The organism is uncultured Pontibacter sp., assembly GCF_947492645.1.
Classification (GTDB): Bacteria; Bacteroidota; Bacteroidia; order Cytophagales; family Hymenobacteraceae; genus Pontibacter.
In genome coordinates, this window is record NZ_CANLMZ010000008.1 from 620,459 (window position 1) to 639,373 (window position 18,915).

At 46.1% G+C, this 18,915-nt stretch carries 18 protein-coding genes; 6 read left to right on the plus strand and 12 right to left on the minus strand.

The window, feature by feature from the left end; translation table 11 throughout:
* Positions 1 to 154 precede the first annotated feature (154 nt).
* The 3 genes from Q1A23_RS13095 to Q1A23_RS13105 all read right to left on the minus strand — a co-directional run bounded on the left by Q1A23_RS13095 (position 155) and on the right by Q1A23_RS13105 (position 3,113).
* Positions 155 to 358: a hypothetical protein gene (locus Q1A23_RS13095; protein WP_299824030.1), complete on the minus strand. Its 204-nt coding sequence runs from the start codon at positions 356 to 358 to the stop codon at positions 155 to 157.
* A gap of 160 nt (positions 359 to 518) precedes the next feature.
* Entirely contained in the window at positions 519 to 1,787 is a 1,269-nt protein-coding gene (locus tag Q1A23_RS13100; protein ID WP_299824032.1) for a replication-associated recombination protein A, read from the minus strand.
* 168 nt (positions 1,788 to 1,955) lie between these two features.
* On the minus strand, positions 1,956 to 3,113 hold the full coding sequence (locus tag Q1A23_RS13105) for an AI-2E family transporter (RefSeq protein ID WP_299824033.1): 1,158 nt from the start codon (positions 3,111 to 3,113) through the stop codon (positions 1,956 to 1,958).
* 70 nt (positions 3,114 to 3,183) lie between these two features.
* On the opposite strand from Q1A23_RS13105, the gene Q1A23_RS13110 reads away from it, so the two are divergent.
* Positions 3,184 to 4,086 carry a DMT family transporter gene (locus tag Q1A23_RS13110; RefSeq protein WP_299824035.1) on the plus strand — a complete coding sequence of 301 codons (903 nt, stop codon included), beginning with the start codon at positions 3,184 to 3,186 and terminating at the stop codon, positions 4,084 to 4,086.
* Here the strand turns inward: Q1A23_RS13110 and Q1A23_RS13115 are convergent.
* The 3 genes from Q1A23_RS13115 to Q1A23_RS13125 all read right to left on the minus strand — a co-directional run bounded on the left by Q1A23_RS13115 (position 4,083) and on the right by Q1A23_RS13125 (position 7,324).
* Positions 4,083 to 5,063: a YpdA family putative bacillithiol disulfide reductase gene (locus Q1A23_RS13115; protein ID WP_299824037.1), complete on the minus strand. Its 981-nt coding sequence runs from the start codon at positions 5,061 to 5,063 to the stop codon at positions 4,083 to 4,085. The genes Q1A23_RS13110 and Q1A23_RS13115 overlap by 4 nt on opposite strands.
* Positions 5,064 to 5,203: 140 nt before the next feature.
* A complete protein-coding gene (locus tag Q1A23_RS13120) occupies positions 5,204 to 6,421 on the minus strand; it encodes a multidrug effflux MFS transporter (protein WP_299824039.1) in 1,218 nt (405 codons plus the stop codon).
* Positions 6,422 to 6,748: 327 nt separating this feature from the next.
* Positions 6,749 to 7,324 (minus strand): GNAT family N-acetyltransferase, encoded by a 576-nt coding sequence (locus tag Q1A23_RS13125; RefSeq protein ID WP_299824041.1) that lies wholly within the window; start codon positions 7,322 to 7,324, stop codon positions 6,749 to 6,751.
* A 225-nt stretch (positions 7,325 to 7,549) separates the two neighbouring features.
* Between Q1A23_RS13125 and Q1A23_RS13130 the strand changes: the two genes are divergently transcribed.
* Complete coding sequence (locus Q1A23_RS13130) at positions 7,550 to 7,828, plus strand: glycine zipper domain-containing protein (RefSeq protein ID WP_299824043.1); 279 nt, start codon at positions 7,550 to 7,552, stop codon at positions 7,826 to 7,828.
* Between the two features lie 175 nt (positions 7,829 to 8,003).
* On the opposite strand, the gene Q1A23_RS13135 is transcribed toward Q1A23_RS13130, so the two are convergent.
* The 5 genes from Q1A23_RS13135 to lpdA all read right to left on the minus strand — a co-directional run bounded on the left by Q1A23_RS13135 (position 8,004) and on the right by lpdA (position 14,080).
* On the minus strand, positions 8,004 to 9,335 hold the full coding sequence (locus Q1A23_RS13135; RefSeq protein ID WP_299824046.1) for a DEAD/DEAH box helicase: 1,332 nt from the start codon (positions 9,333 to 9,335) through the stop codon (positions 8,004 to 8,006).
* Between the two features lie 323 nt (positions 9,336 to 9,658).
* Entirely contained in the window at positions 9,659 to 10,771 is a 1,113-nt protein-coding gene (locus Q1A23_RS13140; protein ID WP_299824048.1) for an acyl-CoA desaturase, read from the minus strand.
* 283 nt (positions 10,772 to 11,054) lie between these two features.
* Entirely contained in the window at positions 11,055 to 11,642 is a 588-nt protein-coding gene (locus Q1A23_RS13145) for a hypothetical protein (RefSeq protein WP_299824049.1), read from the minus strand.
* Positions 11,643 to 11,765: 123 nt separating this feature from the next.
* On the minus strand, positions 11,766 to 12,524 hold the full coding sequence (locus Q1A23_RS13150; protein WP_299824051.1) for a hypothetical protein: 759 nt from the start codon (positions 12,522 to 12,524) through the stop codon (positions 11,766 to 11,768).
* Positions 12,525 to 12,685: 161 nt separating this feature from the next.
* Positions 12,686 to 14,080 carry a dihydrolipoyl dehydrogenase gene (gene lpdA / locus Q1A23_RS13155; RefSeq protein WP_299824052.1) on the minus strand — a complete coding sequence of 465 codons (1,395 nt, stop codon included), beginning with the start codon at positions 14,078 to 14,080 and terminating at the stop codon, positions 12,686 to 12,688.
* A gap of 203 nt (positions 14,081 to 14,283) precedes the next feature.
* On the opposite strand from lpdA, the gene Q1A23_RS13160 reads away from it, so the two are divergent.
* Positions 14,284 to 14,892 carry a tetratricopeptide repeat protein gene (locus Q1A23_RS13160; protein WP_299824053.1) on the plus strand — a complete coding sequence of 203 codons (609 nt, stop codon included), beginning with the start codon at positions 14,284 to 14,286 and terminating at the stop codon, positions 14,890 to 14,892.
* Positions 14,893 to 15,270: 378 nt separating this feature from the next.
* On the opposite strand, the gene Q1A23_RS13165 is transcribed toward Q1A23_RS13160, so the two are convergent.
* Entirely contained in the window at positions 15,271 to 16,596 is a 1,326-nt protein-coding gene (locus Q1A23_RS13165; RefSeq protein WP_299824055.1) for a peptidoglycan DD-metalloendopeptidase family protein, read from the minus strand.
* Positions 16,597 to 16,877: 281 nt separating this feature from the next.
* On the opposite strand from Q1A23_RS13165, the gene fabG reads away from it, so the two are divergent.
* The 3 genes from fabG to Q1A23_RS13180 all read left to right on the plus strand — a co-directional run bounded on the left by fabG (position 16,878) and on the right by Q1A23_RS13180 (position 18,911).
* A complete protein-coding gene (gene fabG, locus Q1A23_RS13170; RefSeq protein WP_299824057.1) occupies positions 16,878 to 17,624 on the plus strand; it encodes a 3-oxoacyl-[acyl-carrier-protein] reductase in 747 nt (248 codons plus the stop codon).
* Positions 17,625 to 17,777: 153 nt separating this feature from the next.
* Complete coding sequence (locus Q1A23_RS13175) at positions 17,778 to 18,281, plus strand: hypothetical protein (RefSeq protein WP_299824059.1); 504 nt, start codon at positions 17,778 to 17,780, stop codon at positions 18,279 to 18,281.
* A gap of 120 nt (positions 18,282 to 18,401) precedes the next feature.
* Complete coding sequence (locus Q1A23_RS13180; RefSeq protein ID WP_299824061.1) at positions 18,402 to 18,911, plus strand: hypothetical protein; 510 nt, start codon at positions 18,402 to 18,404, stop codon at positions 18,909 to 18,911.
* Positions 18,912 to 18,915 lie beyond the last annotated feature (4 nt).

Here is an 18,915-nt window from a genome sequence, read left to right on the forward strand (position 1 = left end):
ATAGTTCAACTCCTGCTTCCCTTCTCGACTAACCTATGCATTTTATAGACCAATAGATTTATAACTGCTGGATGGCTAAATGGCTGTATCTTAACACAGCTGCTACCAAGACCTGCACAATCTTCATCTTACTTTAAAACTTACCTGCTACTATTTAAGGCAACTTAAAGTATTTTGGTATATCGGAGAGGTTGCCTGCCCAATAAGGGAGCATTTGCAAATAGCGCCTCCTGAAGTATACCAGCACCATGGTGCCTACAAAAATAAATACGCTGCCAAAGCTGTAGCCCATTTGCTCCCATACAATGTAAAAGGCTGTTTGCAATAAAAATAAAAGTATAAATAGTAGCCTGTTCATGCTTCGTTTGTCCTTGCTTCTTATTTTTTTACCGGGTGTTAAAGCAAAGTTATTTTAAGTTGATGATTCCAGATCCTTCAGCTGGAAACACTTCTTATAAAACTGAAAATCAAGTTGCTATACTATATAATTGCACCAATGATCAGAAAAGGCATCCAGATTAATAACGGTACTTTTTACCCCATTGCGCCTGCAATTGCTTTAGCATTTCGCACTCGCGGGCATTGTTGCCGGGCTGGTAAAGCGGTGTGTTGCTTAGCTCCTGCGGCATAAATTCCTGCTGCACAAAATTGCCTTCGTAATCATGGGCATATTTGTAATCGTTGCCGTAACCTATCTCCTTCATCAGCTTGGTTGGCGCATTGCGTATGTGCAGCGGCACAGGCAGGTTACCTGTTTGCTGCACCAGCGCGCGGGCTGTTTTAATGGCTTTGTAGCTAGCATTGCTTTTAGGCGATGTTGCCAGGTAAACCGTGCATTGCGAAAGTATGATTTCTGCCTCCGGGTACCCGATCATCTGCACCGCCTGGAAACACGATGTAGCCATAAGCAACGCATTGGAGTTAGCCAAGCCAATATCCTCGGATGCCGCAATAAGCAAGCGCCTTGCAATAAACTTAGGGTCCTCACCACCCTCAATCATGCGTGCTAGCCAGTATACTGCCGCATTTGGGTCAGAGCCGCGAATAGATTTGATATAAGCCGAAACCAAGTCATAGTGCATTTCACCGGACTTATCATACATCACAATGTTTTGCTGCGCCACCTGCTTTACCAGGTCGTTTGTAACTGCTACCTCATCGCCTTTCACACCCTCCGCTACAATCTCCAGCAGGTTCAGCAGCTTACGGGCATCGCCACCTGATATGGTAAGCAGCGCCTCATACTCCTGCACCCGCACGTTTCGGTGGCGCATCCACTCGTCCTGCTCCAGCGCCTTATCAACCAGCTCTACTAATTCGTCTTTAGTAAGGTGTTTGAGTATGTATACCTGGCACCGGGACAGCAAGGCCGAAATTACCTCGAAAGATGGGTTTTCGGTAGTGGCACCCACCAGCGTAACAGTACCTTTCTCTACGGCCCCCAACAAGGCATCCTGCTGCGACTTGTTAAAACGATGGATCTCGTCGATAAACAGTACAGTTCCCTGTCGCTTTTTAGCCTGTTCTATTACCTCGCGTATATCTTTTACGCCAGCATTTATGGCACTCAGCGCTACGAATGGCACTTTCATCTGGTTGGCGATAATGTTGGCCAGCGTGGTTTTACCAACACCCGGAGGCCCCCACAATATCATACTTGGTATTACACCGCCCTCAATGTAGCGGCGCAGGATGCCTGTTGGCCCCACCAAGTGTTTTTGTCCGTAATATTGGTCCAGGTTGTGTGGCCGCATGCGTTCGGCCAAAGGTATGTTCGGGTGATTCATTTACTCTCTACTTTCTCCGGAATCGGTTGTTAACAAAGCTACGAAATTGAGCTTAAAGATTATGCCTTACCTGCTTCCAAAACAGCTGGCTTTCGCTTTACAGTTATACTTTGGCACACGTACGTTCTGCCATGTTTTTCAAGTGTTACTATAAAGCATCCTACCTGGTTAGGTATCCTTGTGTGGAGGCTCTACTTTATTTTCCCGTTGCAGCTGCTGCTGTGTAGCCTCGCTTTTATCTCTCAACTCAGGTTCTTTCATAGGGTTTGCGTCTGGCCTCTCGTCGCCAAAAAGCACTCCCCATTGCCTGAAGCTCCTGCTTCGGTCAAAGATGATCTTAAGGATGGCAATTATCGGCAACGACAGAAACATACCCGCTATTCCCGCTATCTCGCCGCCCACCAGCACGCCCACAATGGTGGCAAGGGCATTGATTTTTACTTTAGAGCCGACAATGCGGGGCATCAGGATGTTATTATCCAGAAACTGCACACCGGCAATTGTGCCCAACACAGCAAGTATAGGCCAAAGCTCCGACGACGAGGCCAGCGTAAGCAACACCCCGATTATGTTTCCGAGCAAAGCGCCCACGTACGGGATCAGGTTCAGAAAGGCAAAGATCAAACCGATCAGGAGTGCATGCTTTATACCTATTATCAACAGGATGCCGCCCAGCAAAACAGTCATGTAGCTTACCTGTATCAGCAGGCCAAACAGGTAGCTCTTAATGATGATCTGCATTTCGTGCAGCGCCTCACCAACTTTACCGTGCATCTCCTCAGGAAACCACAGAAACACGAAGCGCAACAACAGGTTACGGTAAAACAGCAACAGGAAAATATAGATAGGCAGCAAAGCCACAAACACGAAAACCGACGTGACAGAAAGCGCCGCACCGCTTAGCAGATTACCCGCATAGCTCAACAACCCGCTGCTGCGCGTACGTATAAACTCCATTTGCTCTGCTGTAGAATATGGCGAGTGCCTGCCCACCCATGCACTAAGGGCATTCAGGTGGTTTGTTACGTTCTTCTGGATGGTTGGGAAATCCTGTACCAGGCTGCTTATCTGGGCAGAGAAAAACCATATGATAAGGCCTGCAACAACAAATAAGGTGAGTAAACTAATTGCGATGGCCAGCATTTCCGGGAATTTATACTTTCTGAAAAAGCGGTAGAGTGGCAGCAGCATGATGCTAAGAAAGAAAGCCATTAGTATAGGTGCCAATACTCCTTTACCGAGTACTATTATCCACCCTAAAAAGAAAAGCCCCATCACCTCAATAGCACGCCTTACTGTAAGCGGTATATTTTGCATATAATTCATAGGTGCAGCAGTATTTAATTGTTTCCATCCTTATACGGAGCTACGAAAATTAGCACGTACCTTTGCACCCATGAACAGACAGGTGCAGGTGCATGGGGCGCTTTTTTTGGTGGCATTGATCTACGGCAGCAACTACAGCATCGCCAAAGAAGTAATGCCCGCTTATGTTGGCCCTTTCGGATTGATTGTGATAAGGGTGGTGTCAGCGGCTCTATTTTTCGGCGTATTTGCCCGGATAGTTGTAAAGGAGAAAATTGTGGGTTGGGCGGATAATGTGCGGTCTATACTTTGCGGTGTAACGGGCATTGCCATCAACCAACTCTGTTTTTTTGCGGGGCTAAACCTTACAGTTCCTATCAACGCGGCACTTTTAATGGTGATTGTGCCGGTAATTGTACTTATTTTCTCGGCTATACTTTTAAAGGAGCGGGTAAGTATGCGCAAGGTATCGGGCATTGTGGTATCCTGCGCCGGAGCTTTGCTGCTTATCTCTACCTCGGGCAGCGCAAGTACAGCAGGCAACATTTGGGGTGACATCCTGATCATTGTAAACGCCATCTCGTTTGGCATGTACCTGGTACTGGTAAAGCCGCTGATGCAGAAGTATAAAGCCATTACAATTGTGAGCCGCATCTTTGCCGTGGGTGCCGTTATTGTTATCCCGTTTGGGTGGGTAGAGGTGCAGCAGCCAAGTTATAGCGCATTTCCGACTTCGATCTGGTTAGCTATACTTTTCATGGTGGTTGCGGTAACTATTATCGCTTACCTGTTCAACACCTGGGCTTTGCGCTATGCTAACCCATCGCTGGTAGGAGCTTATATTTACTTGCAGCCGGTGCTGGCCATACTTATTGCGGTAGGTTTTGGCAAAGATGTTTTTACCATGCAAAAGGCGCTGTACGCTTTAATGATTTTTGTGGGAGTATACTTGGTTAGCCGCACCAAGCAACATCTGCCGGCAGAGCAAAACTAACTGCTTACTTTTGCCTGTTCTAGTATGTGTTGCACAATCTTAACAGCATGCACCCTTGAGTTTTCGATAAACCACACCCTTGTATCCATACCACCGCATACTACACCGGCCAGGTACATGCGCGGCATATTGGTCTCCATGGTTTCGGGATTGTGTGTGGGGTGGCGCAATGCATCATCAGAGAGCTCAATGCCAACCTTTTCCAAAAAGGAGAAGTTCGGTTGGTAGCCCGTCATGGCCATTACGTAATCGTTTTCTATTGTGAGCTTGCCCTCAGCTGTCTGCAGGTCTACTTCCTGCTCTCGTACTTCTGTTAAGTTAGCGTTAAAGTATGCTTTTATGGCCCCCTCGTCGATACGGTTTTGCAGGTCTGGCTTTACCCAGTATTTTATACTTTGCAGTTCCGGTTGCCTGATTACCATAGATACCTCTGCCCCTCTTCGCCATGTTTCCAAGGCTACATCGGCCGCAGAGTTGTTGGCCCCCACCACCAGCACCTTCTGCTTGTAAAAAAAGTGCGGATCGTAGTAATAATGCTTTACTTTCGGCAAGTCTTCACCGGGTATATTCAGCAGGTTCGGGATGTCGTAGAACCCAGTAGCGATAACAATATGGCGTGCTTTATACTTGCCTTTAGCCGTACTTACGCTGTACACTTCTTCAGCACCTGGCTTTATACTCTGCACCTCCTCAAACAAGCGTATGTTCAGATCGCTCACATCAGTTACACGGCGGTAATACTCCAGCGCCTCCATGCGGTTTGGCTTTGAGTGGATAGACGGAAACGGGTAACCACCAATCTCCAGCCTATCGGCGGTGGAGAAGAAGGTCATGTGCAGGGGGTAGTTGAACAGCGAATTTACAAGGCAGCCTTTTTCAATGATTACATAGCTTAAGCCTGCTTTTTTTGCTTCTATGCCGCAAGCCAGGCCAATTGGTCCTCCGCCAACTATCAATATATCCAGGGTGTTGCTCAAGGTTTTGTAATAAGTATAAGTGGTTTCGAGTTTGTTGCTATACTTTAAGTTGCTATACTTTTCAGTTGATTTTACTCCTCCTAAGTGCTTTTGTACTCACCAAAGTATACGTATGCGAGGCCTTATTTTAAATAGCTAAATTATACCTGGTCCTGTGGATGAAGCTGGAGGCTATGTTTTGAGTAATTTTTAAACCCAAGCAGCAGGCCCAGACTAATAATTGTTGCGCCAGCCATAACAGCCATCATAGGTATAGCGGTGTTGTTATGCAATGTACTTACCAGTACCGAGGCAATGGCCCCGGTTGCCATTTGGGCACTTCCCATTAGCGCCGAGGCACTACCGGCGTTTCGTGCAAAAGGCGCCAGCGCCAGCGCCGATGCATTTGGCCCCAACACACCCAGGCAAAACATATAGCTGAAGATAAGTATAAGCGAACCGGCGGCATTAAGATAGCCAAAGTAATTGCCAAACAGCAGCAGCATGCCCGCCGTGAACTGCACAACACCTGAACCTAAGGTTATCTGCGCAGAGGTACGTTTACGGAGCATTAAGTTGTTAAACTGGCTGCCGGCAATGTAACCGAATGCATTCATACCGAAGGCCCAGCCAAACTGCGTTTCAGTTAATCCGAAGATTTCCATAAACACAAAAGGAGACCCTGCAATGTAAGCGAACATACCAGCCTGTGCCGTACTGGTAGCAAAGGCATAAGTCACAAAAACAGGATTTTTAAGTACTCCCATAAATTCGTTCAAAACACTTTTCGGCTTAAGCGATATGGTTTTGTCCGGCCCTTTACTTTCGGGCAGCAGGAAAACGATCAGGAGCATTACTGCCACGCCTATGGCCGCCAATACAGCAAAAATATAGCGCCAGCCTAAGTGCGCTGTTACAAACCCACCAATAGTTGGTGCCACGATAGGCGCTACACCCATCACCAGCATCAACATCGAGAAAGCCTTTGGTATATCCTTAACCGGGAACACATCGCGCACTACTGCCCTACTGGCTACCATACCCACGCAACCTCCCAGGGCCAGCAGCAGGCGCAGCGCTATCAGCCACTCTACAGTAGGTACAAAGGCACAACCTACGGCTGCTACTATAAACAGACTTAAGCCTATCAGCAACGGCTTTTTGCGTCCAAACCTGTCTACTAAAGGCCCATATATAAGCTGCCCTACTGATATACCGACAAAGTAACTCGTAAGCGACAGCGCCACATGCGAAATATCGGTGCGCAGATCTTTGGCAATAGCCGGGAAACCTGGCAGGTACATGTCGATGGCAAACGGCCCTAAGGCTGCCAAAGCGCCAAGTATAAATATGATTATATTCTGTTGTCTCTTATCCATTTGTGTTCAGCCTTGTTGAGGCTATAAAAAAGAAAAGCAGACCATGGTATCCCCGGCCTGCAGCTGTGTGCTTTAGATTAATTTATTTAGCTTCAGCTACCATTACATGCTTGTAGCAACATATTCCCGGCACCCAGCTTAGGGAGGAAGGCCTTGTGCGCAACCCTTGGTTTTGCGCCTGCTCTGTTTGTAGCTACTCTCATGTGGTACTTTACTATTGACCTAAATACCGTTTACTGTTTCTGCAGCAGATGGTTTAGGTGCTGCAAATATAACAATGTATCTACATTAAATGTTTAACCATCAGTAAATTTATGTTTTGGTCAGTTAAGCCAGTTCCAACTTCATCACATACATGCCACGGTACTCTTCCTTCATGGCTTCAAAGTTGAGGGTATAGGTGCCGCACTTTTCAAACCCGTTCTGCTCATAAAAAGCCACCGATTTGCTGCTGTCCATGGCTTTTAGCCAGATAACTTTCTTGCCCAGGTCTTGTGCATACTTCTTTGTAAAGGTCATCGCTTCGCGGCCAATGCCCTTGCCCGATGCCGTTTTAACCAGGTAAATACGCTCCAGCTCCAGCGCCTCCTGTGCCGTATAGCCTTCTATTTCAGCATTGATGTTCAGTTTGAGAAACCCCACCAGCTCCTCCTGCTCATAGATGAGAAAGAAAGCGGTATTTTCGTCCTCAAGCTCTTTCTTTAGGGCATCCTCGCTAAAGCATCTGTTTATATACCACATGCCGCCATCGTACCACAAGTATAAATAATGGTCGCCGTACGAGTTGATGGCGATATCCTGTAAGGTATGCAGGTCTGTGGTGGTGCAGGGCGTAATGTTGATAGCAGGCATGGGGAAAGTATGAACGTTTGTAAATTGTAGTACAGCTTTACGGGAAGCCATACTTTGAAGGTGCAATGAATGCTAATTTGAGGCTGCAAGTTATGCAATTCTCCTGACTCTTGGCAGCGCTAAATCGGGTTTGCTCCTGAGGTTTCACTATTGCGTAACACTCTATCTAATAGCCTTTTATAAAAACAACCAGCTATCTATTACACCTTATAACTTAAACCACAACACGTTGCGCGTCGTACAATGGCCGTACAATATTTATTAAACTCAAAAGCTATGAAAACTTTAAAAGGATTTATATACATACTTCTAAGTGTATTTTTACTAGGCAGTTGCGCTGGCACAGACAGTTGGAGCAGTAAGAAAAAAGGCGCTGTAATTGGTGGTGCAGCTGGTGCGGCAACAGGTGCCGCTGTAGGTGGCACTACCGGAGCCGTAGTTGGTGGCGCAGCAGGTGCCGTGGGTGGCGGTGCCATTGGTCGCAAAAAAGACAAAAAGAAAAACAAGAAGCGAAACGAGAAGTATGAAAACAAGCAACTGAACGATAACCGGTAACTATAAACCTTGATAGATTATCTATAGAAGAGCATGCTCCTTGTTTAGTTTTATAAAAAATTGCTCGCCAGGCTTTGCTGTATGCACAGCTCCTGTAAGGTTAAAGTCCAACATAAAAAAAGTCCTGCTGGCTTAATACCGGCAGGATTTTTTTTATACTTTGTTAATTAGGATTTTAGCTTGCCTGATGCGTTCTGTTACGGTTACCATTGCTACGGCTGCCGCCTGTACGCTGGCCGCCGCCATTATTGCCTCTGCTCTGCCCTCCAGCATTGCCACTACCAGAAGGTTTGTTGCCCCAGCGGCTTCTGCCACCGTTGCCACCTTTTTGCTTCTGTTGTTTTACAGTACTGGCCGCCTCAGCAAAATCTTTGGCCGTCATCGGGTACGGGTGGTTATCTACCACGGGCACCGACTTAGAGATCAGCTTTTGTATACCTACCAGGTAAGCAGTTTCTTCGGCATCGCAAAACGATAAGGCTACGCCACTTGCCCCTGCACGACCGGTACGGCCAATGCGGTGCACGTACGTTTCAGGCTCGTTCGGCAATTCGTAGTTTATCACGTGGCTCAGGTCATCAACGTCAATACCGCGTGCGGCAATATCGGTAGCTACGAGTACACGTGTCTGGCTCTTTTTAAAGTTATCTAAAGCACGCACTCTTGCATTCTGAGATTTGTTGCCATGGATTGCCTCTGCCTGTACTCCGGCTTTGGTCATGTCTTTGGCTACTCTGTCGGCACCGTGTTTTGTGCGGGTAAATACCAAGGCTCTGTCTATCTCACCGTCTTTCAACAGGTGTATCAGCAGGTTCTTCTTATCTGATTTCTTTACATAGTATACCTTCTGCTGAATGGTGTTGGCCGTAGATGATACCGGCGTTACTTCCACCTTGGCAGGATCTACCAGAATAGTATCAGCCAGTTTCATGATTTCAGGCGCCATGGTAGCAGAGAAGAACAGCGACTGCTTTTTCTCCGGTAATACCTTCAGCACCTTTTTCACGTCATGCACAAAACCCATGTCCAGCATGCGGTCTGCCTCATCAAGTACAAACAGTTGCAGGTGGCTTAGGCTAATAAATTTCTGTGCCATCAAATCCAGCATACGGCCTGGCGTTGCCACCAGAATATCCACACCGGCTCTAAGGGCATCGGTTTGCGGGCGTTGCGGCACACCACCAAATATAACAGTATGCTTCAGGCCTGTGTTCTTGCCGTAGGCTCTCATGCTTTCCCCGATCTGGATAGCCAGCTCGCGTGTTGGTGTAAGTATAAGCGCCCTTATTTTCTTTGGTCCGTTCTGAGGCTGCGCGTGCAGCAACTGCAGAATAGGAATAGAGAAAGCCGCTGTTTTACCAGTACCTGTCTGTGCGCATCCTAAGATGTCGCGCTGCTGCAGTATGTAAGGGATGGCTTGTGCCTGAATGGGAGTTGGTGTTGTGTATCCTTCTGTTTTAAGAGCTTTTAGGATTGGCTCAATCAGGTTTAAATTCTCGAATGTCATTAAATGATGTTTCAGTACAAAAGGCTGGGCACGGCAAATTCCGGCACAGCGTAAGCTTTGATGAACAAGCTCTTTTCAACTGAAAATTTAGCAACAATCGTGCTCCTTGCTCATCCTGTCTCTACTTAACCTAATAAAGTAAATTAAGGTTCTATTTTAGCAGGTAGAGATATTAATTGTGGCACAAAGGTAAAGGTAAGTATGCTCAGTTCCTATAGTTAGTTTTTAGCATGTGCCAGCTCTCAAACCAAGTATAGCACCCCATAAAAAAAAACAGGAACAAGCTGTATAACCTGTTCCTGTGAATTTCTTTGTTTCCGGCCTTAGCCTATAGCCTCGTTTAAGCTGGGCAGTTTACCGAAGCGGCGCAGCGTGGCAATGTGAGAGCGAACAGCCTGCCAGAAGGTTTTATTCTCCATGTAAGGTATACCATATTCTTCGGCAGTAGCTTTTACGATATGTGCTATGGCCGGGTAATGCACATGGCAGATACGCGGGAAAAGGTGGTGCTCGATCTGGAAGTTTAACCCGCCTACATACCAGTTGATAAATTTGTTATCGCGGGCAAAATTTACGGTGGTGTTCATCTGGTGTATGGCCCAGTCGTTTTCTATGTTACCGTTTTCGTCGGGGCGCGGGTGCGAGGTACCCTCTACTGTATGCGCCAGCTGGAAAACAACCGTAAGTATAATGCCTGCCACAAAGTGCATCAGCAAGAAGCCTAACAACACGTGCAGGAACGGAATACCGAAAAGTAAAGTAGGCATCACCAGAAACACAAGGAAGTACAACAGTTTCATGGTTATCACCTTAAGCAAGAACTTCTTGTTCTCGGCATCTGAGTTTGAGTTAACGCCATTTTTGATGAACAGGAAATACTGCACAAAGTCTTTGGCTACTACCCAGTAAAGTGTAAGTAAACCGTAAAACAGGAACGCATAAATCCATTGTATCTTGTGGTAAAACTTCACGTTAGTATGCGGCGAAAAGCGCAGCACCAATCTATCCTGAATGTCTTCGTCCAGGTCGATAACGTTGGTGTAAGTATGGTGCAGTATGTTATGCTGAAGTTTCCAGTTAAAGGCCGAGCCGCCAACAAGGTTCAACGTATGGCCCATCCAGAAATTAACATGCTTGTTTTTAGAGTAAGCTCCGTGGTTGGCATCGTGCATAATACTCATGCCTATACCAGCCACACCCAACCCCATCAAAAACCACAAAAGTAGACTTACAGGCAATGATGGCTGGAAGGCCAGCAGGTATATAAACGGAAGTACGTAGCACGATAACAGCACCACGCTTTTCACTATCATTTCTGAGTTGGCGTTTTTCGAGAGGTTGTTTTCTTCAAAGTAATTATCAACGCGTTTGCGCAGCGTGGCAAAGAACAGGTTTCTGTCTTTTGAGACAAATTTAATTTTGCTTTTCTTATTCATAGGAGTTGTTACCAGAGGATGTTTAATAGATGCCTAAACTGATTACAAAACCTTAAACTATTGGAGAAGATCGTCGGCGAGTCATTCATATAAGCCTACAATGTAAGTATAAGTTCCGATTAAAATAGCATGGAAACCTTAAACCCCAAGATAAAAACGGAATCTTAACAATGCAACCTCTAGTACTGCCAATAATAAATTTCTCCGGATCCTTTATGTATGCCAAAGCGTAAAAGGCAGGTTACAATTACCTGCCTTTTACGCTTTTGATTCACCTTAAGTATTACCGTTGCCCGGCTTTTAGTATTTGCATAGATAGCGGATTAAAGGCCGCATCTGTTACCTCCACCTCCTCACTACCCATGGCATAGTTCAGCTTTACCCAACCTGTATGGTAGCCGCCATTTTTCTCTAGCCTTACCCCTATATAAAGCGGCGCCTTATCTGAAAGCGGTCCCTCATAAAATGTGTGGGTGGCATCCGGCTTACGCAGGTCAAGCAGAAACCCGGTTCCTCTTACCCATTTCAGATTATTTATCTGATCTTCCTGCACCACATCATTTGCTTTCAGGGCTGCACTCCAGTTTCCAATCGCTATTTCATCGTTCATATTCAGGAGCACCTGGTTGTGCGCCAGCGGCCTTATGTAAAACAGGTTGTGCGCCCCATAAGAGTCAGAAACCAGCACATTCCCGAAAGAAAAATCATCCTGGCCATCATTGTTTATATCTACCCTGATCGGTAAAGTATACTTAAACGTAGCCTTGATTTCTTTGTGTACAATGGCAACTGGTTCTACTGCTTCGCTTTCATCTTTATCGCAGGAGGTAAAGGCCAGCGCCAGAAACGCCAGCAGAAATAGTTTTTTCATAGGTATAGGTTATAGGTATAATTGGATTGGACAAATTGCTATACTTCCAAAACAGTATTCAAGCCAAAGACCTGGAAGTATAGGTACACGTTGCGTGCGGTTGCCTGCAAAGTATGAACAGGCTTAAATATACTTTCCGGCTGTCGTGCTAAGTTTAATTTTATTACGCCTGGTCCCGTTAAAGACTTCCTCCATCTTCAGCACCTCATGCGCCTTTTTACTTACCCAAAATGTAGCGTGGCTGGTAGAGCTGTAATCGATGCGCAGTAGCCAGCAGTCGGTGGTGGCATTATTAACAGTAAGCAGTTTTTCGGAGCCTACAACTTTATAAGCGTAATACTGCGGACCGGTTGTGCTGCCCGGGTGGTAGAAATTGATCAGGAAAACGGTGTTGGCTTTTAGAGGCAGGCTTTCAAAAAACTCCATGTCCAGCTCCCAGTCAAACGTAGGCTCCGGCGATGGCATGGCAAAGCCTTTAAAACCATTGCTTTTGACAGAGTCGGCACCTACAATACGGCCTTTCTCAAAGTTAAAGGCCGCTGTTCCGCGTGCCGAGGTGCTGGTCTGGTAAATGGGTGTGAAGTCTTTTTCGCAAACGGTAAGTATGGTTCTGTTGGAAAGCGTATCGGCTCCGATCCAGTTTTGGCGCACCACCATCCGCTCTTTGCCCTGGTAGTTCTCAAAGCTAACATTGCGGTTCCAAAGCGACTGCCTTAGCACGTTTGGGGCTTGTGGTGTTTGTATGGTAACCAAATACTGGCGTGTGCCAGCCTTTACTTGCTTTATGCGAATGCCTTTGGTTGATACACGTACGGTATCGGTTTGGGCGTAAGAGAATGTGCATAGCAGCACAGCCAGCAGAAGCAGGAATAATTTTTTCATAGTGGTAGGTTTTGGTTTGCGCATCAGGCCGTTTAGCAGCCTGATTTTAGTGCAAAGAAAAAACAAACGCAGCTCTAATGCACCACAAAGCAAAAGGGGCTGGCCGAATTTTCGACCAACCCCTTTATATTCTTGCTTAATACTCTTGCGAGCCGGATTAATTACAAGTGAATTACCTCGTCGTAAGCAGCAGCAGCAGCCTCCATAATAGCCTCGCTCATGGTTGGGTGCGGGTGTACCGACTTAATGATCTCATGGCCAGTAGTCTCCAGCTTACGGGCAACTACTACCTCAGCGATCATCTCCGTTACGTTAGCACCGATCATGTGCGCGCCCAGGAACTCGCCATACTTGGCATCAAAAATAACTTTTACAAAACCGTCTTTCGCGCCAGCTGCACTTGCCTTACCGGATGCAGAGAACGGGAATTTGCCAACTTTGATATCCAGGCCTTGCTCACGCGCAGCTTTCTCAGTTAATCCAACCGAAGCAATCTCCGGAGAGCAATACGTACAGCCAGGTATGTTGCCGTAGTTTAATGGCTCTGGGCTATGGCCAGCTATTTTCTCTACGCAGATAATACCCTCTGCAGAAGCAACGTGTGCCAATGCCGGACCAGGTACAATATCGCCGATCGCATAAATGCCATCTACATTTGTTTTGTAGAACTCATCAACCACAACACGGCTTCTGTCTACACTAATGCCAAGCTCCTCTAAGCCGATGTTCTCCAGGTTTGTCTGGATACCAACCGCAGAAAGTACAACCTCTGCCTCTAAAGTCTGCTCGCCTTTGGCAGTTTTAACTTTTACCTTGCAGATGTCGCCGCTTGTATCCACAGCCTCTACCGAAGAATCCGTCATGATATCGATGCCAGACTTACGGAATGACTTAGACAACTGACGTGACACTTCTTCGTCCTCAACAGGAACAATGTTCGGCATGTACTCCACAATGGTTACCTTAGTGCCCATCGCGTTGTAGAAGTATGCAAACTCCACACCGATAGCACCAGACCCTACCACTACCATAGACTCAGGCTTTTTATCCAAAGCCATTGCCTGGCGGTAACCGATGATCTTTTTGCCATCGATCGGCAGGTTAGGAAGCTCGCGTGAACGCGCGCCGGTTGCAATGATAATGTTTGTAGCCTCTACTGTATCTTTTTTGCCGTCAGCGTCGGTAACTTCAATTTTACCTTTGCCAACGATTTTACCAGTACCCATAATCGCATCGATCTTGTTCTTGCGGAACAGGAACTGGATGCCTTTGCTCATGCCGTCTGCCACACCGCGGCTACGCTTCACAACAGCGTTAAAATCTACAGAAGCATCTCCTATAGTAATTCCGTAGTCAGCGGCATGGTTGATATATTCGAACACGTTTGCGCTCTTCAGCAATGCTTTTGTCGGGATACAACCCCAGTTCAGGCAGATGCCACCAAGCGACTCACGCTCGATAACGCCCACTTTCATACCCAGTTGCGACGCACGAATTGCAGCCACATAACCGCCTGGGCCACTACCAAGCACTACTAAATCGTATTTTGATGCCATAGTCTCTTATTTAAAGTTGATGAGCAAAATTAACGGATAATCCCAACTTCACAAAACGGCTAAGAGCCATACTTGTTTATAGTACAATGCAAAGAGGATAATTGTATGATGCAGCGAAAAAAGCATAAAATACAGAAATAGCTTTCAAGATTGTGCCCAAGTGCTGTACTTTGCATTTTTGCAGTAAACATCAGCCCTCTTGCATGACAAAAATTCTACCGCTCATACTTCTTATACTTGTCTCTTTTTCAGCGCTGGCACAAAAGTCGGCGAAAGATTATTTTATCAGCGGCAACGATAAGTTTAAAGCCGGCAAGTATGCCGAAGCAATCAAAGACTATAACGAGGTATTGAAGCAGGAGCCAAAACACGCGCCTACATTAACCAATCGTGGTGTGGCCAAAGACAGGCTGCACAACTACCGCGAAGCTATCGAAGACTTCACTAAAGCTATTGCCATTGACCCAAAGTATACCGAGGCATACCTTAGCCGTGGCCTCGCCAAGTATAACCTGAAAGACTACCGCAGCGCCTTACTTGACTATAACAAAGGAATTGATCTGGACCCAAAGGACTACAAAGCTTACAATAACCGCGGCCTTGTGCGCTATGGCCTGAGAGATTTCAGCGGCGCCATCGCAGATTATACTACAGCCATCGCACTTGACCCGAAGTATGAGCAAGCCTACTACAACCGTGGTGCGCCCAAGTATAACCTCGGCGACAAAGCTGGCGCCTGCTCCGACTGGTCCAAAGCCAAATCGCTTGGCTTAAAAGAAGCCGACCTGTATCTGAAGAAGTACTGCCAATAGAGTACCCCTGGGGTTAAAGAGTTTAAAGGTTGGAAAGTTAATTTATACTTTCTAACCTTTTTTGCTTTAGAAATCCGGGTCAAACCACCCCTATCCTCTCCTTAGCTAAGGCGGGGAATATCTCCTACTGATTCAACTGTCATTACCACAATACCAGCCTGCTCTATTTTATCATCCTGAAAGTAACTTGGAAGAAGTGAGCTTATACTTTAACTAGCGTAAGGTCAGAGTTCCCTGCCTTGGCTAGGGAGAGGCCAGGGGTGGTTTGACCCGGTACTACAGGAAACCCTGTTCTTTAATTGAACTGACTACCTAAACGTATAAAACAGAAGAGGCGCTTTATCAGCGCCTCTTGCAAAGTATAAATCTTAGTAAATTTTATGCATCAGTAGGTTCTTTAGCTCTATCTGCAGCAAGCAAAGGCTGCTTCACGTCATTCATGTCAATAGCTTCCATCCTGCGTACCGTCTCTTCCTTTAAAGCAGTAAACGATTCCATATTCTTTTTCCTGATCGGGTCTGCAGTAGGTAATTTTACACGGAGCGCATCTACCTGTTTGCCATTTTTCCAGAAGCGGTAGCAAAGATGCGGGCCAGTGGCAAGGCCGGTGCTGCCTACATAGCCAATAGTTTGCCCTTGTTTTACACGCGCACCTGCTCTTATGCCTTTTGCAAACTTAGACATGTGCAGGTATTGGGTAGTATAGGTTTTGTTATGCTGGATTTTAACGTAGTAACCATTTCCGCTGGTATACCGAGCCTCTAACACCTTTCCGTCTCCTACCGTACGGATCGGGGTGCCACGTGGTGCGGCAAAATCTGTACCCAGGTGTGCCTTGTAGCGTTTCTGCACCGGATGAAAACGTTTCATGGAAAAACGGGAACTGATGCGGCTATACTCCAATGGTTCTTTCAGGAAAGCTCTTTTCAAGCTCTGCCCCTTCTCGTCGTAGTAGCCCATGCCGTTGCCCTGATCGTAACCAATGGCGTACACTTCCTGCCCATTGTGCTCAAATACAGCAGACTTTAGTTCTCCGTAGCCAATGGTAGTGCCGTTAACTACTTTTTCATCATAGATGAGCTTGAACTTATCGCCGGGCTGCAGGTGGCTCAGGTTCAGGCGCCAGGCATAGATGTCGGCAAACTTGTTAACTAACTGTGCCGATCCTCCGGCTGCAACCATATCCTCGAACAAAGAGCTTTTGATTTCGCCGGCAAGTGTGCGTTCTACTACTTCTATCTCGCGCTTGATGTGCGTTACCTCTGTTTCGCCGCGCAGGTCATAAATCACATACTCTACCGGGTTGGGCTCATAAATAAAGTAGCGTGCTGTTTGGGCAGAGTCTAAAGCATGAAGTATAGTATAGCTGCTTTTGGCTGCAATGCGGCGTACGCTGTAAACAGCTTTTGCTTTTTGTGCAAGGTTATATACTTGTGTTGGGGAAATGTTATACTTCGCTAGTATTTCGGATAGGTTTTCACCGCGCTTTACTTCATCTTCTATTATACCCAATGTATCCGTAGGGATTCCATAGACTATCGGGGCAGGTTTTTTCTCTGTTTTACTTGCGTTCAGCTTAGGTTTGGACTCGTTTTGGCGGGCCATGGCCTGGTCTGTACTGGGGGTAAGCAAGCGCGCCGCAATAATGCAAAATAAAAGCGCTAAAGCTAGTAGGGTGGCAAGCCCTTTACTACGTTTAAACATCACTAAAAAATACCTTTGGTTGGAAAATCGACACGAAAATATGCTTTAACCGATAGAAATAAAAATGAAAACGCACACAATAATCAGATTATAAATATGTTACAATAGTTTTAACTTTAGTCAACATAGCACTTCAACAACTCTCGGCAGCTGTTATACTTCTATCATAGCTTCAGCATATTTTAAACAAACACTTATAAACCAGTTATTTGGAAGCCGCTTTCAAGTACTATCGTAAAGCGCTTTCGCAATAAACATTTCTTTTTATAACTTTGGCCTCTATGAAAGCATTAGAAGGAAAAGTAGCTCTGGTTACTGGAGCATCAAAAGGAATAGGCCGAGCCATTGCAGAGAAATTTGTAGAGGCTGGTGCCCAGGTAGCGTTTACCTACCTATCAAGTGTAGAAAAAGGACAGGCCCTTGAGCAGGAATTGTCTGCTAACGGCGGTGTGGCAAAAGGCTACCGTTCTGATGCCTCTAACACGGCGCAGGCAGAGCAGTTGGTAGAGGATGTGGTAAAAGAGTTCGGCAAGATCGACATCGTGGTAAACAACGCCGGCATTACCCGCGACGGCCTGCTGATGCGCATGAACGAGGAGCAATGGGATGCGGTGATCAACACCAACCTGAAATCTGTATTTAACGTGACCAAGGCAGCCACCAAGCACATGATGCGCGCTAAAGTAGGCTCTGTTATCAACATTACTTCTGTAGTGGGCATAAAAGGCAACGCCGGGCAGGCGAACTATGCGGCTTCTAAGGCTGGTATCATTGGATTCACAAAATCTGTGGCGCTGGAGCTGGGCTCGCGCAACATTCGTTGCAACGCTATTGCCCCTGGCTTTATCGAAACCGAAATGACTGGCGAGCTTGACCAGAAAGTAGTGGACGAGTGGAGAAAAGCGATTCCGTTGAAGCGTGGCGGTTCACCAGAGGACGTGGCCAAAGCAGCTGTGTTCCTGGCATCCGACGAGTCGGCTTACATTACCGGCCAGACCTTGCAGGTAGACGGCGGTATGTTAACATAATAAGGATCTTCCGATTCTGAATCTATCAACTTACCAATTCGGAATTCATCATCTAAAAGGCCAATGCTGTAGCAGTTTATGTTAGCAGCATTGGCCTTTTTGTTTTATATTTATACTTGCCGTTCATTACCTAACCCTTATAAAGCTTAAAATATGAAAACAGAAATTTTAGCTTACAAGCCAGCTTTTAAATCCTTCTTGTTATACTTTGCTTTGATGTTTGGGCTGTTCTCTGTTTTAACTGTTGGCTTTTACCTGCTGCTTGAAAACGACAAGGCATTTACCGAGTATCTAAGCTCATTTCTGTATTTCTACTTTTTTATTCCGGTATTCAATGCTGCCGCCTTTGCCTTTTCTACCCGCAAACATGACTTCATCATTTCAGAGATAAATGATACGGCTCATGTAGCAAACTGGGCTGTGGAGCTGCTGCAGCAGAAGGGCATGCGCATAAAATCTGCAGCGGGCAATAGTACTGTTCTGGAGTCCGGGAAAAAAATTTTCAGGGCATTTGATAATTGGTTCGGAGCGGAATTGATTACGATTAGTGCAACTGAAAACGAGGTGATAGCAACAGGAAACTTTAGGTACATCGATATTTTAGACACAAAACTCAAATTCGGTAAAGTAGACTTCAAAAACCAGTCTTCTAGGTGAATAGAGTAGTAATCATACTATTATAAGGCCAATGCCCTTCCGTATTCGTTAGCCGCAATGGCCTTTTTGTTTTATATTTATTCTCAGTTGCTCTATATGCTAACCTGCTAAAACGAACATATGAAAACCCACACGTACGCGCATTCCCCTAAATTCAGCGTATTCCTGAAGTTCTGGCTCTTGATACTGCTTTTAATGCTGCTGTTGGTCGCAGCATTTTACCTGCTTTTTAACCAGGGAGAGCCGCTAAAGGACCATATACGATCTTCTGGACCCATCCTTTTTATTTTACCGCTGATAAATGGGGTGATAGGTGCATACAATGGCCGTAAACATACGTTTACAATTACAGAGGTTGCTGATACGGCACACGTTGCTGGCTGGGCAGTAGATTTATTGCAGAAGAACGGCATGCGCATCAAAAATACGCAGCAAACCATTACAGTACTGGAGCCAACAAGCAGTTTCCTAAGGTGGTTTGGTAACCGGTTTGGTACAGAGCAAGCAATCGTAAACTATACTGAAAACGCAGTTACTGTTTCCGGTAATTTTAAATACATCGATATTGTGGATACAAAAATTAAATTCGGCCGTGTAGCTTTTCAGAATCAGCCGTACAACCACTCATAATGCA